This window comes from Candidatus Planktophila sulfonica, assembly GCF_002288065.1.
Taxonomy (GTDB): domain Bacteria; phylum Actinomycetota; class Actinomycetes; order Nanopelagicales; family Nanopelagicaceae; genus Planktophila; species Planktophila sulfonica.
Genome location: NZ_CP016773.1, coordinates 434,065 through 449,442 on the forward strand (window position 1 = coordinate 434,065; position 15,378 = coordinate 449,442).

Consider the following 15,378-nt stretch of genomic DNA (forward strand, 5'->3'; position numbering starts at 1 on the left):
ATGGCCAGAATGATTCCAAATTACTGCATAACTACTTCCCCCGGTGAGAAGCAGCTATATAAGCTTTTGCGTGACGATCCTTTAACAAAAGATTGGGTTGTGCTTCATTCGCTTCATATTGCGAATCATGTGAGTAAGGCAAAGGGTGAAGCAGATTTTGTGCTACTCATTCCAAAATATGGCATCGCTATTCTTGAAGTGAAGAGCCATAAAACTGTAAGCGTGAGTTCTGGAAGCTGGTATCTTGGAAGCGATAAGACGGCACACGAAAGCCCTTTTGTGCAATCAGAAAGAGCGATGTTTTCAATACGAGAACGGTTGCATGAGAGGGTATCTTTTTCAAAAAACGTAACATTTTTGAACTTTTGCTGGTTTACTGAAGTTCCTTTTCCCAGAGAAAGTACTTTCGAATGGCAGGGCTGGCAAGTACTCAATAGCCAAGATTTGGAAACCCCGATTGATTCCATCTTAAGTTCATTCAACTCAGGAATTGAGCATCTCAAGAATAAAATAAATTCCCAAATCGGTCATAACCCGAGTTTTAATGAAGTTCAAATTTCAGCCGTGATTGATTGCCTTCGACCAGATTTTGAATATGCCATGAGTGAAAAGCAAGTTAGGTCACAGCGGAGAGCAGAGTTGATAAAGTTTGTAGAGGATCAATATCAAGCATTGGATTTAATTTCTTCCATACCTCGGGTTATTTTCAAAGGTCCGGCAGGAACAGGAAAATCACTCTTAGCGATAGAGGTGGCTAGAAGGGCTTCTCTTGAAGGCAAGAAGGTAATGCTTCTCTGCTTCAACACATTACTAGCTGCATATTTAAGATCTCAGTATCAGAATCCAAATTTAGAGATATCAACCATTGATTCATTCGCCTACAGAATTGCTTCACTTGTAAACAAAGAGCCACTCCTAAAAAATCCAATAGAAGCTTTAAAGTCAATAGATTTTGATTCTCTTTCAGTACCGTTGGAGTCAAAAGTTGATCTACTAGTTATTGATGAGGCACAAGATACGTTGAATTCTAACTATTTCTCTCTCTTGAATTCATTGCTAGACAATGGTCTGAGTTCTGGCAGTTGGATTGCCTTTGGCGATTTTGATTCTCAACAAATTTATAACTCTGAAGATGGATTGAAAGTTGTTATGGAAAGATTTGGGGACGTTCCTGTTGCTACCCTTAGCAAGAATTGTCGTAACGTAATCCAGATAGGGCACTTTGCTGAAGGCATATTATCTTCTATGCCTAAGTGGAATTCGTTTCTGCGCACAAGTGATAATCCAAACCCAAGGCTCGTAACAATCCCTCCCGATACAGATATGGTTCCCATGCTTGATGATGTTATTAGTGAACTACGCAGTGAACATTTTTCATGGGACGAGATAATCATTTTATCTCCACTTGAAATTCCAAATCCGGCCGATTTGTTTCGTGATTCAAAGTATTCTGACAAATTTTCTGCAATCGATTCTAAACGGAGTGGGCAGATTGGCTTTTCTACGATAGGTAGATTTAAGGGTTTGGAATCATCGTGCGTAATTGCACTGGATCTTGAACAATTGAAAAACTGGTCTACAAAAAATGAACTTCTTTACATCCTGTTTACACGGGCTACTGATAGATTGGCAATTATGGCCAATAATGAGGCAAGAGTGATGCTAGTTAAAACGGTAGGTTCATCAGGATGAGCGAAGCAAAAGACAGCCAACGAGGGAAGATAATTGACTTTCTTTCCGGTGAAATTCTTGGTCCTAGAAATGAAGGAAAAAAACTCGATCTTTCTAAATCAGTAGTTTTCACATCTTGGGAGGAGAGCCATGGCCCTTGGATAGATTCTGAAACAGGAGAAGAAGTCATACCCATAAAACCTCGAGACCGTTATGGATCGGGCGTGCTTGAGCCTGTTCATGGGAGTGCTCCGCGAATAACCGAAGAGGAGGGCGACACACCTGTGGAGGAGGATTTAACTTCTTCGGTGGGCGATAGTCCGGACATCGGCGATATGGAAAAACTTGAGACAAGACCTGCTGTCGGGTCTGACGAAAATAGAGATCATTTAGATATTGAAGTTCGATCGAACAAATCTTGGTTAAACCCAAGGACTATAGGAATTTCGTTTCTCATTAAGGATGCAAATAAAGGTCAGATTAGAGTTTTGATCTCAGGTGGAACTTATAGGCCTTTCGTTGTGGGTATCAAGCCAGGGGAGCCTAGCAAAAATGATTCAGAAGCCGCTGCGCCAAGCAGGGTCTATGAGAATACCTGGTACGTACGTCAGAGCTTTTCAAATACATTCGTTTTTGATTCAAGTGATTTACAGGAAGTTAAAGTGAAGGAGTTCCTTACTGGAAAATTGGTAGATAGCCAGGGAAGAAAACTCAATATCGAAGTGAAGTTACTTGTCCGACGAGAATCAGAAAGCAGATTTCTTTGCACACTTTCTTGTGTAAATCGATCAAGTATCGTTTCAGACGAGAATATCTTGTACCAAGCAAAATTAGTGGCGATGACGGAAGACGGGCCAAGTTTTGGACCATATCCAGAGTCTGCGAGAGATTTTGAAATGGATTTAGATGACGAAAGTGCATTATTGCTATACAAGAATTATCCAACATTCGGTATTGGACACAATGCAGGCGTTGAGTGGGATAGAGATCCTAAAGCAAGCATCATAAAGTTAACCTTGACTTCACTTCCTAAATTCGAAGCTCCTAGCATTACTCCGACCGTCTATTTCGAAGACGGTTCAGAAGCAATAATTGATATGCGACTTATGGCGGATAAATCAAGAAAAGAAGAGGCTTTGGGCGAGTTAGAAAAACTTGTCTCTTCCTATTCAAATTGGATCTCTAATCAGGAGACTAAATCAAAGTCTGATCCTGACATTCTTCAGAAATACACAAAGTCTGCCAAATCTAATATTGAGGATTGCAGAAAAGCTTGCAGCCGCATGCTTAAAGGAATAGATTCATTGAGAAATAACCCCGAAGTATATGAAGCTTTTAGGTTAGCGAATTTCGCGATGCTTGAGCAGCAATATCGTTCAAGATTAGAGACCAGACAAATTAATTACTCGGGTCGGATTTCGATAAGTGGTAACAAGCCGAGCGAAGCTATACCCCCATCGGGTGGTCTTTGGAGACCGTTTCAGATTGCCTTCTTTTTGTCCGTGATTGAATCAAGCTCAAATGAGTTGAGTGAGGATCGTGACTTAGTTGACCTAATCTTCTTTCCGACAGGCGGTGGTAAAACGGAAGCTTACCTAGGTGTGGCAGCTTTTGTTATATTGCTTAAGCGAATGAAGGATTCAAATGATTCCGGCACTACAGTATTAATGCGCTACACCTTGCGACTTTTAACTACGCAGCAATTCTTGAGAGCAGCCTCACTCATTTGTGCCCTAGAAAAAATTAGGCGGCAAAACGAAGAAAAATTCGGTAAAACTCCTTTTTCAATTGGCGCCTGGCTTGGAGGAGTGGTTACCCCTAACTCAAACCAGAAAGCACTCACAGCACTTGCAGAAATGAAGAAGCGTGGAGAGGACGCACCAAATCCATTTCTACTATTGCGTTGCCCTTGGTGCGGAACTGCGATGGGTCCGGTAAAAAGTGATCTAAATTCAGGCCCAGATAAGAATTTCACGGCTGGCTATAAGATTTTAACGACTTCTCCAAAACAGTTTAAATTCCACTGCCCAGATCTTGAGTGTGACTTTGCAGGTGGCCTTCCATTAAATGTAATTGATGAGCAGATATATCAAAATCCACCCACGATTCTGATTGGCACAGTAGATAAATTTGCGCAGATGAGTTGGCAAGAGGGTGCGCGAAGCATATTTGGACTTGGTGCTGACGGCCAAAGAATTTCCACGCCTCCAAGTCTAATTATTCAAGATGAATTTCACTTGATCTCAGGCCCACTCGGTTCTCTTGTCGGAATTTACGAAGGAGTAATCGAAGAATTGTGCACCATCGATATAGATGGTGTGAAAACACTGCCAAAAATTATTTCTTCTACGGCAACTATCCGAAGATTTCGAGCTCAAGCGGAAGCGATATATGGAAGAAAGAAAGTTTCACTGTTTCCACCCCCATGTATTGATGCATCAGATTCATTCTTTGCGGTCTGGGATCGTCACAAAGATGGAACTCTCAAGAATGGAAGAATGTATTTAGGGGTGAATGCACCAGGTCTTGGCTCTGTGCAATCAGCACAGGTCCGAGTTGGAGCTGCATTGGCTCAAGCGCCGATGGGTATAGATAATGACGAGGAACGAGATCCTTGGTGGACAAACTTATGGTTCTTCAACAGCATCAGGGAACTTTCAAATACAGTGTCACTGTTTCAGAGTGATATACCAAATTATTTGAAGGACATGAAGCGAAGATATGGCCATCAGAGTCGCCACTTAAATGTAATAAACGAGTTAACGAGCCGTCGCCAAAGCCACGAGCTGCCCAAAATCCTGAGAGAACTCGAGGAACCCTATCGTGGGATTGCAGAGCCATCCCAGCGTGGGATTTGGGATGCTTGCTTAGCATCAAACATCATTGAGGTTGGAATCGATATTAATAGGTTGTCTCTCATGACGATTGTCAGTCAGCCAAAATCCACGGCCCAGTACATTCAGGTTTCAGGTCGTGTGGGAAGAGATCCTTTACGTAAACCAGGGTTAGTTGTAACGATATACACGAGTAATAGACCAAGAGACTTATCGCACTTTGAACATTTCCGGTCTTATCATGAAAAACTCTACGCACAGGTCGAACCTACAAGCGTTACCCCGTTCTCCGCACCCGTAATAAAACGCGCTTTAAGAGGCGCTGCAGTGTCATATTTGAGAATGGTGATTCCAATGGGGACTCCTCCCAAGGAAGTAGACACGCGAAAACTTGTATTCATTTTGACTCAATTACGCACTAGAGCTGACAGGTTGAATTTGTCTTCCGATGACTTAAAAATTCTCGATGCAGAAATCCAACTCATTTTGAAAGAATGGAATGTATACAGAGCTGATGAATGGGGTGCGCAAGAGGGATCGCCAAATGGCTTGCTCGCCGCGCCCAGTGAAGACAAAAATATAACTGGTTACCGCTGGGTCATACCTGTTTCTATGCGTAACGTAGATGCCAGCGTTGAATTAGAAATTTCCAGAAAATACAGACTCGCCCAGATGAATGACGAGGAACCAATCAGTGTCTAATTTCAATAATCAACTCCGGAGAGAACAACTCATAACACCCTTCGGTGTGGGTGCAATGACTGTTTTGCCAGATGGAATGAGCATAATAATGGCAGGTACAGACCATTGGTTTGGAAACGATGGTGGGGTACTGAAGTCAGAGTGCGAAATTGATGATTGGCGGTTATCTGGAAGACTAGGCGTTAAACATCTTTATAGCCCGCCAACCGTAAAATCTAACGACGGACAAATGTTTGTAAGAGGAAGATTACCTGATCCGAAGGTTCCGGTTCTTAGGTTTCCTACTTGGTACTTCTGTAAGTATTGCAGCCGAATGGAGAAAAAAGAACTAGATTTTTTTGGACCTTTGAGATGCCCTAATACAAGTCACTTAGAAAAAGGCATGAGACCGCCAGTTATGTTTCAGGTCCCATATGTTGTTATGTGTAAGAGCGGCCATTTAGATGACTTTCCTTGGCGAGAATGGGCTCATCGATCTGCAAGCATTACTTGTATGGGAGTGTTGAGGTTTGCTCCATCAGGGAATTCAAATCCACAAGGTACGAGAGTTTATTGCGACAGTTGCAAAGCATCACGAAATCTGGAATTCATAACTTCAGAACGAAATGGGCGTACCTACCTATCAACTGCACTAGAAAAAGGAGAAGAATTTCTTTGTAGTGGAAGAAGGCCTTGGCTTGGTGATAGCAGCGATGCAAAAGAAACCTGTGCAAATGACATTAGAGGTTCATTCCGAGGCTCCTCTAACCTTTACTTTTCTTTAGTAGAGACGTCGCTGTACGTACCGCAAAGCTCAAGTAATGTTCCTGAAGAATTACTGGAATTACTCTCGCGCACCTATATGAACGCTTGCAAAATTTTGGCTAATGGTGATTCAGTCATGGCATCTTCTATGGCTCGACAAATTGACTTACAAAATAATGGTGGCTTAAAGAGTTATACCGACGAAGAAGTAATTGCGGCTTATGATGATATTTTTGGATTGAATGGTGCAACAGATTTCGCAAGAGATCAATCAAGAGAATCCTACTTGCGAATGGAGTACGAACTATTCCAAAGTACATTTGAGAATGATCGTTTACGAATTCAAGAATCAAGCACTCCTTATTCAGAAACAGTCTCTAGATATTTTGATTCGATAAAATTGGTTCCAGTGCTTGTAGAAACCTCAGCTCTTTGGGGATTTACCAGATATGAATCTAACCCATCCCTTTCATTTGAGGATGGCCGAAAAATGCTTGCTCTAAATCCAAGTTCTTCTTTTGCACCGGATTCATGGCTTCCTGCTAAACAAACTAAGGGAGAGGGCATCTATCTTCAATTTTCCGATGCTCTATTGAAAAAATGGGAAAGTCGTCAAAGTGTAATTTCGAGAGTTTCTAAATTTACTAACACAGAGTTTTCAGATTCATTCCGATCGGTGCAACTTTCCCCTAGATACGCAATGATTCATACATTTTCACATTTGCTTATTAAGCAATTAGTTTTTTACTGTGGTTATAGCCAAGCAAGTTTGAAAGAGAGGCTATATGTGAGCGATGGGGATCAAAGCATGTCAGGACTTTTGATCTATACAGCTTCAGGAGATTCTGAAGGAACGCTTGGTGGTCTTGTGAGAATGGGAAAGCCTGGGTTCCTAGAACAGATCATCGAACAGGCTCTTCGTGAGGCGGAATGGTGTTCGAATGATCCAGTCTGTTCTGAAAGTGGTGAAGTTCAAGAAGATGGGGATGTCATAAATCGGCTCTCAGCCTGCTATGCGTGTGGCTTAATCCCGGAAACAGCATGTGAATCATTTAATCTTTTCTTGGATCGTTCACTAATTGTGGGCGAACTTTTAGCCCAAGATTTATCTTTCTTCCAGATCTCGCGGTAAGCCGACGGGGCGCAGTCCATGCTTGTCAGTGGTGGCAGATAATCTCTTGATATGAGAAAAGTATGTCCAAAATGTGGGTCAAAGAGCGGAATCCGGGAAATCATCTACGGGCTTCCAGATGAGCCTAGTGACGACTCCAAATTTGTACTTGGGGGCTGCAGTATTTCTGATCAAGACCCAACTTCGACTTGTATTGAGTGTGGGCGGGAGGGTGATTATGAGGATCTCGCCCGTGTTTTTAGAAGCTGATATGCGGAGTCAAACTCTTTACACCAAAGAATTTTCCCAGAATCGACGTTTTATCCTGGATTTTTTGACTAGAAGTTGGAATACTCCGAACATAATAGAGGAGCTAAATTGTTGACAGTAGTTGATTTGTTTGCCGGATGCGGTGGCCTTTCCCTTGGGCTCGAGCAGGCTGGTTTTGAAACAGTATTTGTTAATGAGTTACATCCTGATGCGATGAAAACATTTGTGATGAATCGGCCGAATTCGCCGATACAAAATACCAAGTACCAAGTTTTAGATATTTTGAAGCTAACGCGAAAAAAAGCTGATTTAACATCGCTTGCCGCACACCTCAATAAACAATATAAGGGGATTGATTTAGTTGTTGGTGGGCCACCCTGTCAGGGTTTTAGTGGAATAGGACACCGTCGCACGTTTGAAGTTACGAAAGAAGACATTCCGACCAATTACCTCTATCGTGAAATGGCTAAAGTCGTAGCTGAGATCGCACCTAAAGCGTTTGTTTTTGAAAATGTACGAGGATTGCTTACATCCAGATGGACGCCGGAAGGCGAGAAGGGCGAGATTTGGAAAGATGTCTTAAAAACTTTTAGCAGAATTACCGTAAAAGTAAATGGAAAGACTCTTTCTTACCAAATCGGATATGAATTGGTGTATGCGAAGGACTATGGTGTCCCACAAAATCGCCCAAGAATTGTCATGATAGGTATTCGAGAAGATATCCCTGTTGCCACTAGTTCGAAACTAGTTGGCAATGGCTTGCTCCCTCAACCAACGGGTGGCGCACCTGATCCATATGACTTGCTCTCGGATCTCGTCGATCCCAAATGGGTCCCAGGTGGGTCAACTCTGATTTATCCGAAGGAAGCACGTAGCGCTTTCCAAAAGTTACTGAGAGATGACCCAATTACAGGGAAGATCCTCGCCAAAGGTTCTCCGATTAGTGATCATGTGTATTCAAACCACTCTGAGCTTGTAATGAAGAAATTTCAATACATGATTGAGCATGATGGCAATATCGCTGCCTCGATGAAGACTAAGAAATTTGCACAGAGATTATTGCCAGAGAAGTGGGGCCCAGGAGGGCCTAATATAACCGCAACTTCACTTCCGGATGACTATGTTCATTTCTCACAACCAAGAGTACTGACTGTAAGAGAATGGGCACGTCTTCAAACTTTTCCTGATTGGTATCAATTCAATGGAAAGCGAACCACTGGAGGCAGAAGGCGTGCTGGAGACCTTGAGGTGGGAGACTGGACGCGAGATCTTCCGAAGTACACACAAATCGGAAATGCCGTTCCTGTCCTACTTGGTGAAGCAATAGGAAATCATTTGAAAAAAATATTGGGAGTTAAATAGTTAACTTTGCTAAGTCAATAATTCTTGGCGGTGGGAAGAGGCTTTCAAAAGAGTTATTAGCAATTTTCCAAAGATATCCATGATCACGTGCAAAAGGAGCTCCGCTTGGCCTCAATTTTGTTGATAATGTGTAATCCATAGAGATCTGGCTAGAAAGAACCAAGGGGCCAAAATAGGAAACAAATGGCGATGCAGTAGCCATAACTTCAAAGTAATGAAAGTACTCATGTCCAGATTCAGGGCGGTTCTTAGCCTTGACCCAAAAAGTTTGCTTGTGTTTTTTTGAAAGTTCTTCTTGTAGCTCATTCAATTTCCAACTTACAACCGGTTTCCTAGTTCCGTTGCATTGATGCACATTAACAATCAGGCCATTCTTTGCATCTAAGTCAAGAAATAACCCCTGTCTATTTGGCTGGTGTTTAACGGTTACATACAATTCAACTTGTTTTGTTGCAGGCGACAGATAACCGTAAGTTTCAAGAATTTCAGCGCCATTTTTAAGTTCGCTTATGCCCCAATTAGGAACCATGCTAAAAAGCACGCTTCGTTGGGTCTGATTTGGATTATTTCGTCTCGATGCCTTGATCTCTATACCCTTATAGTCAGGATTCTTACTTGAATTTCTGCTTATCCCAAGCAACTTTTCAAGAGTATCGCCTACTCCGCTTGCGGCATTTGTTGTGGACCGTACAAATCCAGCTGCCTCGATTTCCTTTAGTTTTCTGAGGAGCTCTGTTTCAACAAGTGAGTAATTTGAACCTGCTGACATTAGTGCTAAATAAAGCGGGGAATTTGTATTGTTCATTGACTTCCAGACGGTTGGGTCAGAGGCATTGAAAACAAAGAGCTGACCGTTACTGACAAACAATGCAATCAAATTCCAGGGCTTTGAGTGCGCATTGAGTTTCGAAATCCAAATTCTTGGATCGCCAGACTTTGTATTAGGTCTATAAAGCGATGCAAACGACCCAATGACGCCACTTTCAGTAATTATGTTTGCAGGGATTTTGACTTTGTTTTCAGGTCCCTGTCCTTGATGATCAAAATAATGTAAACCAGATTTGGCTAAAAAAATCCGTAAATCCTCGTGGGCGTCAAGAATTGATTTTTCTAAACCAGTTGGGGTGGGAACTAAGAATCCAGCCTCAACACGAAAAGACGAAAGAGAAGCTATTACTTCGCTTATGGAGATGTCAGCCTTAGTTAACATTCAACCTCTCCAATCAAGAACGTTGCTAGGCGAAAGCTCAAACTTTCTCGCTGTGGCCCATGACTTAGGCTACTGTCATATAAGTCTTTTCTCACCAAGTTCTGGGATCTAACAGGCCATGGGATCAATCCGAAGCAACTCTTAGGGTTATAAACATTGAACTTTATGGTTTGACTATACGGCTAGGACAGCCTAATTGGAATATCATTCCGCACTGGCAAACGTCGTTTTGTATGTGAGCGAAGTCGTCTAAAATGAACACATGTACTCCGTCCTCCCTTTCTTGATTCCCGTAATAGTTATTCTCATTTTGGTAATCCGTCGCACCCCGAAGAGCACTCCCGCTTCGATGGCACGCCCTGACTACTTTGAACAAGCGCCTCAATCTAGATTTGTTACGAGTGACCTAGGCGCATTTGTTGTCGTGAACCAATCGGGCGATGACGATTCTGAATACAACTACGGAGTAGTGGGCGAGAGTTTCCAGAGAGATCACTTGATGGCGTTGATTAGAGCGCATAAGGCATTTGAGACGGGGGAGATATTGGCGACGGCTGTTCTTGAGCCAGAGCCTACGAATCCCTTTGATTCGACTGCGGTGAAGGTTGTTATTGAGGGTGTGCAGGTTGGGTATATCGCAAAGTTTGATTCAGCTGCGGTGACGAAGATGATTGAGAAGAGCGGGAAGAAGAGTTATGAAGTTCCGGCAAAGATTGGTTTTGATGCCGAATCACCAGCTCCGCTTATTGGAGTGAAGATTGCACTGACGGTGGAGTGAGCTTCGGTTCCTCTTCGTAAATCCTTTTCTCAATGTCCTTGAGTTCCTTCAAGACTGCTTCGATTCCATGTTCATTGACTGCTGTTGCAGAGCCTAGGAATCTATTGAATTCGCGGCCGGTTGTGGGATCGAAGCGGACTCCTGAGGTTTTCTGGCGGTTGGAGACGCTGAGGAAGTAATCGGATTGGTCGGGAGTTGTTGAGGCCATGAGAAGTTTGTCGAAGTCCCATTGTTGAGTCTTGATGGGGCCAGTGAAGATGAGGCGGTCGGTGGTGAGCATGACGACGCCTTCATCTTTATCCATCTGTAGTTCTTCACCGGGGATTACTTGGCCTTGCATGGCTCCTACGCGAAAGCGGATGCCTCCGCCGATGGGAATGCTGACTCCGGATGATCCGCCGGTGTAGCGAGAGGGAGTGCGGCCTGCTTCGTGGAAGATGCCTGTGGCAGACCAGAGAGTGTGTTCACCTTTTGCTTGCATGAGTGAGTTGGGGACTGAATCTTCGCCCTTGGATGCGGCAGTGAAGACGGTGATGAGTTTGGTGAGCGTCTCTTTATCTTCTTGCCAGATTGCGTGAAGGCGGTTGTATTCATTGGTTGCGGCTTTGTCGGCGCGCTTAGCTTTGAAGTTTGCTATCCATCCCATGGCATAAGGGTAGTGACTGGGAGTGACAATCGGCGTACCTTTAACTATGGCTAAAGAAGAGAAAGACCGGGTAGAGACTTCGATCCTGCCCCTTAAGTATGTAGATCTCGTTGAAGATATCTTCCATGCGGTGCTGGCTATCGCACTCTTTGCTATTGGTGTGGGGGCCTTCTTCTTCAGCATCAAGCGCTTGCTTGAGACAGCGCCCTTCTTTCCTAATGGAATGATTCAAGGCGTTAATGACATTTTATTTATCGTCATCATCTTAGAAATCTTGCGCACCGTTATCTCGCGCTTTACCGATGGCGTGTATCAGCTCGATAAGTTCCTGATTATTGGCGTGATCGCGGCTGTGCGACATATCTTGACTGTGGGCGCATCTCTTACCTTGGAAAGCGGAAAGAGCGATACGGCGTTTGAGAGAGCGATTTATGAGATGGGGCTTAATGCCCTGATTGTTGTGGCGCTGGTCTTTGCAATCTTTATGTCAAAGAGCGCGCATAGAAAAGCGAAGTAGCTTTACTCGAAGTCACCGCCGCGCCCTGTTAGGCGCTGGCGGTTCTTTCGAGGTCGATCAGCTCTCGTAATGAGAAAGATAACCGCGGCTGAATAGATCGCGATGAGAGCTAATCCGAATCTCATGGCTATCCGAGTACTGCTAAGACAACGAGTGCGAAGATTGCAAGGTCAAGGGCGACGATTGCAATTGCTGAGAGCGAGAGCAAGCCGCGTGAATCTGCGATTTTCTGTGAGAGTGCAGATGGCTTATCAATCTTCTTAAGGTCAAGTAGGAGCGCTTCGCCTTCGCGAACGGCTGCGTATTGGCTGATGGTGGCAAGGATTCCGGTTGCTGCTGCAACGCCGAGTGCTAAGTACTTTGCGCCATCTGATGCTGTTTCAAATGATCCGATTGCAGCGAGAACTAGAACGCCGATCAATACAAGTGCTGGTGCAACCTGTGCTTGAATGATTTGGGCGCGCATCTGGTTCCACTGCTTGAGTAATGATTTTTCATCCATGGTGTTGCCTCTCTCCGTGAGCTATCCAAAGTGGATACGTAAGAGGTTAAGGGGTGCGGGGGCGAAGTGCTACCCCAAATTTCTGTGTATTTGGGTGGGGTGGTGACATTGTCGGTCTGGGGTTTTAACCTCGGGGGATGAGAAAGCATCTGCGCTTGGTCGCTTTGTTAATCCCAATGGTTCTTGTTGCCTCGAATTCATATGCTGCAGTTAAAGCTGGAAGTGCGTGCACCAAGGCGGGTACGAAGAGCGTCAGTGGTGGAAAGAGTTACACCTGCATTAAGAGCGGTAAGAAGTTGGTCTGGGATAAGGGTGTAGTTGTTGCTAAGCCGTCGGTAGCAAAGCCAACCCCGGCGCCATCTGCAAGTGCATCGACTGCGCCTGTTGCGAAGCCGGAAGTTATAAAAGTCGATTTCAGCAATACATTTTCAACTGATCAGGGGTACTACACAGATTTTACGGATCCTTGTCAATGGGATTCTGCGCTTGACGGAAAACTGATGGAGATACAGCAGTACTTCTGGAACATCAATCGATGTGCAGGTCAGATGCGTATCAGTAAGTACACATTAGGCAATGCTCGACCGTCCAGCACTTTTGATTCGAAATCACTATTCGCTAATCCTGAGCCTTGCAAGTTAGTAACTCCAAAAGGAGTGATGACTAATAATGGATACTCCACCGCAGAGCCAGAAAGAAACAGATGGTCGGATGAAAGACGTTATCCATCACCCGACACAGTTATTCAACTTGTGCCGATCTATTCTGAAGACACAGCGGAACCGAGGAATTCACCATCTGAGGACTATGTGGTGTACCTGAATTTTTTGAAGGATTGGATTAATTACTCAAGCGATCTTGGATCAAACGTGGAAATTCGCATTCCAAGCAAATATATAAAGATGGATAAGAAACTTGGTGATTACGGGATTAGCCATACAAATCGCTACGACTCGCCAGGTCACGTTGCATTCAATAAGGCGGTGGTCGTAGCCACTGATGACTCGATTGACTTCAAGGGCGTAAATATTGCGATTGTTGTTCCGCCTGCGGGCACTGACACTTCTGTGTTCGCGCAAGCGTCAATTGGTTCATTGGTAACAAAAGAAGGATCTGTTGGCGTGGCAATGTCTGAATACGGAGTAAAAGCCGCAAGACCTAATGCATCCAATTTTTCAGGGCTTGGACACCCATTCTTCTGGATTCACGAATTAATGCATTCAGGATATGGATTCGATGATCATTACGGGGATACACAGCAGAATTTGAATACTGAATACGGCATGGGGTGGCTCACCTTAATGACTCCATATGGAGGCGATCTAACTACTTGGGAAAAGTGGATTCTTGGATTTATGAAGGATTCGCAAATCCAATGCGTAACTGGAGGTCCATCATCTACACATTGGATTGCACCCTCGACAGTAAAAACTACGGAGAGCAAAGCAATTGTTATCCGAGTCTCCGCTACGAAAGCGATTGTTGTTGAAACTTTGAGGCCTGGAGGTCTCTATTACAAAATTCCAAAAGATACGCAGGGAGCTCTCGTCTACGAGATAGACCTACTGCAGGCAAATCATGGAATGGGTATGAAACTGTCTCTTCCGATTGGGCGTAACGTGAACAATAAGCCATTCTTTATGGCTTCGTATCCACTTAAACAAGGAGAGTTCACGATTTCAAATGGATACAAGATCACAATTGTTGAATCAGGTACTTTTGGTGATGTCGTGAAAGTGGAAAAGGTGTAGTAGATGAGAAGAAATATTCTTACATGGGCTTTGGTGGCTGGCATTGCTTCTGTATTTCTAGTTCCGAATTCATCTGCGGCAGTCAAGGCAGGCGCCGCCTGCACCAAGGTGGGTGCGAAGAGCGTCACTGGTGGAAAGAGTTACACCTGCATTAAGAGCGGTAAGAAGTTGGTTTGGGATAAGGGTGTGGTTGTTGCGAAGCCAACTCAGTCTGCAGTTCCTTCTTCAACTAGTTCAGCAAAACCAAGCGTGGCAAAGTCACCGACCCCCATTCCTAATGCCACTGCCGAATCGGTCTCCATGCCAACTAATTTTTCTGATTTATTTGAGAAGCGCAGAGGTATTGCAGTTGCAACTTGGAACAAAATTAATTCAAAACTGAATTCTGAAGTGCAACTTCCACCTGTTGAGGTTTACAGGGGGCCTAATACTCCGGTGTGGGTGAATGATCCGACAGAATATTTCAATTTTGTTGCGAAGGTTTTCTCAGGCAAGAAACTTCCGAAGAAGATTGTTGTATTTTACTGGAGCAACGAAGACAGGGCTGCTGTTGCGGCAAAGGCTCTTTCAATTATGGGATCAGAAAATGACAAGAAACACACCACGGAGACCACGGGTCCCTTTGTTGACTGTTACACCCCTACGAGTTGCGATGTTGGCCATGCATTCATTGGGAATGATGGAGTCGCCTACCTTGGCCTGGGAATACCAGACACCCTTGAAGAAGCCAAGAGAGCTGCTGGCGGATTTGGCGGCGTAGAGGTAGTTGAGTTTTACCACTCGTTAAATTTGCTTCCCTATCATTTAAATTCTCTTTCTGTGGCCGCGCCAAAAGCGAATACCAAATCTCCCTTCCAACCGCCGTTCTGGTTGAAACAGGGCTCCGAGAATCTCATATCATCTTCTTTGGCATTTAAAAAAGATCTTAAGGGCTACACTCAAAATAGTGGACGAAAAGCTTGGGTAGATCAAACAATTCCAAATTTTGGCCCTGAATGGATTGATGAGTATTTGAGCATCGAGAATCTCGGAAATCGATGGTCGGATTCCAGTTTTAAGAATTCTAAACCTCACCTCATAATGGGCATGTACCTGATTGAAATTCTGGTGGCATTGAAAGGACCTCTGGTAATGCTCGATTTTTTTGAAGAGATGAGCGAAAAGAAATCCTTTACAGATACATTTCAAAATATCCTAGGCGTTTCTTGGAACGAGGCAAAACCTGAAATAGCAAAAGTTATCTACGATAGATACCTGTACAACTACTGAGTTAAGAGAGA

General features: G+C 43.9%; 11 protein-coding genes. 8 read left to right on the forward strand and 3 right to left on the reverse strand.

What is annotated here, in order from left to right; translation table 11 throughout:
• From A1sIA56_RS02215 to A1sIA56_RS02230, 4 genes are all read left to right on the forward strand, one after another.
• On the forward strand, positions 1–1,692 hold the full coding sequence (locus A1sIA56_RS02215; RefSeq protein ID WP_095673327.1) for a nuclease-related domain-containing DEAD/DEAH box helicase: 1,692 nt from the start codon (positions 1–3) through the stop codon (positions 1,690–1,692).
• Entirely contained in the window at positions 1,689–5,207 is a 3,519-nt protein-coding gene (locus tag A1sIA56_RS02220; protein WP_095673328.1) for a helicase-related protein, read from the forward strand. The genes A1sIA56_RS02215 and A1sIA56_RS02220 overlap by 4 nt, the downstream gene beginning before the upstream one ends.
• Positions 5,200–7,083, forward strand: coding sequence for a DUF1998 domain-containing protein (drmB, locus tag A1sIA56_RS02225; RefSeq protein ID WP_190277019.1), 1,884 nt, complete (start codon positions 5,200–5,202; stop codon positions 7,081–7,083). Before A1sIA56_RS02220 ends, drmB begins: the two co-directional genes overlap by 8 nt.
• 360 nt (positions 7,084–7,443) lie before the next feature.
• Positions 7,444–8,694, forward strand: a complete 1,251-nt coding sequence (locus tag A1sIA56_RS02230) for a DNA cytosine methyltransferase (protein ID WP_223298467.1) — start codon at positions 7,444–7,446, stop codon at positions 8,692–8,694.
• Here A1sIA56_RS02230 and A1sIA56_RS02235 read toward each other — a convergent pair.
• Entirely contained in the window at positions 8,687–9,904 is a 1,218-nt protein-coding gene (locus tag A1sIA56_RS02235; protein WP_095673331.1) for an MvaI/BcnI family restriction endonuclease, read from the reverse strand. The genes A1sIA56_RS02230 and A1sIA56_RS02235 overlap by 8 nt on opposite strands.
• A gap of 262 nt (positions 9,905–10,166) precedes the next feature.
• Between A1sIA56_RS02235 and A1sIA56_RS02240 the strand changes: the two genes are divergently transcribed.
• The gene (locus A1sIA56_RS02240; RefSeq protein WP_150121989.1) at positions 10,167–10,682 is read left to right on the forward strand and encodes an HIRAN domain-containing protein; all 516 of its coding nucleotides are present in this window, start codon (positions 10,167–10,169) and stop codon (positions 10,680–10,682) included.
• Here A1sIA56_RS02240 and A1sIA56_RS02245 read toward each other — a convergent pair.
• Entirely contained in the window at positions 10,648–11,328 is a 681-nt protein-coding gene (locus tag A1sIA56_RS02245) for a hypothetical protein (RefSeq protein WP_095673333.1), read from the reverse strand. The two genes, A1sIA56_RS02240 and A1sIA56_RS02245, sit on opposite strands and share 35 nt — an antisense overlap.
• Positions 11,329–11,374: 46 nt before the next feature.
• On the opposite strand from A1sIA56_RS02245, the gene A1sIA56_RS02250 reads away from it, so the two are divergent.
• Entirely contained in the window at positions 11,375–11,845 is a 471-nt protein-coding gene (locus tag A1sIA56_RS02250; RefSeq protein ID WP_095673334.1) for a phosphate-starvation-inducible PsiE family protein, read from the forward strand.
• Between the two features lie 127 nt (positions 11,846–11,972).
• Here the strand turns inward: A1sIA56_RS02250 and A1sIA56_RS02255 are convergent, their stop codons facing one another.
• On the reverse strand, positions 11,973–12,347 hold the full coding sequence (locus A1sIA56_RS02255) for a hypothetical protein (protein ID WP_095673335.1): 375 nt from the start codon (positions 12,345–12,347) through the stop codon (positions 11,973–11,975).
• Between the two features lie 137 nt (positions 12,348–12,484).
• Here A1sIA56_RS02255 and A1sIA56_RS02260 point away from each other — a divergent pair, with 137 nt between their 5' ends.
• Together A1sIA56_RS02260 and A1sIA56_RS02265 are read left to right on the forward strand one after the other, a co-directional pair.
• Positions 12,485–14,098, forward strand: a complete 1,614-nt coding sequence (locus tag A1sIA56_RS02260) for a hypothetical protein (RefSeq protein WP_150121990.1) — start codon at positions 12,485–12,487, stop codon at positions 14,096–14,098.
• A 3-nt stretch (positions 14,099–14,101) separates the two neighbouring features.
• Positions 14,102–15,367, forward strand: coding sequence for a hypothetical protein (locus A1sIA56_RS02265; protein WP_095673337.1), 1,266 nt, complete (start codon positions 14,102–14,104; stop codon positions 15,365–15,367).
• Positions 15,368–15,378: the final 11 nt, after the last annotated feature.